The sequence below is a fragment of the Nocardioides sp. CPCC 206348 genome (assembly GCF_048654705.1).
Taxonomy (GTDB): Bacteria; Actinomycetota; Actinomycetes; order Propionibacteriales; family Nocardioidaceae; genus Nocardioides.
Window position 1 is genome coordinate 3,498 of record NZ_JBMCZA010000109.1, and the last position, 341, is coordinate 3,838.

Genomic DNA, 341 nt, shown 5'->3' on the forward strand with positions numbered 1-341 from the left:
CTACTACGCCTACTTCAGTGGCCTGCCGACCGACGGGTTCGAGATCTTCATCCGACCCGACCGGGGCTTTGCGGCCGCACCGACGAACCACGGCCAGACCATGGTCGTCGCGGGCTGGCCGTACGCCGAGGCGCAGGCCTACAAGGCCGACGTCGAGGCAAACTTCCTCCGGACCCTTCAGCTGGCGCCCGAGTTCGCGGCACGCTTGGCGAAGGCCACGCGGGAGACGCCGTTCCTCGGCGGAGCCGTTCCGAGCTGGTTCCGCAAGCCGTACGGCGACGGGTGGGCGCTGGTCGGCGACGCCGGCTACAACAAGGACCCGATCACCGGCCAGGGCATCA

General features: G+C 69.2%; 1 pseudogene. It reads left to right on the plus strand.

Annotation, left to right across the window (positions count from 1 at the left end):
* Positions 1-341, plus strand: a pseudogene (locus ACOADB_RS06095) (oxidoreductase); the annotation flags it as partial.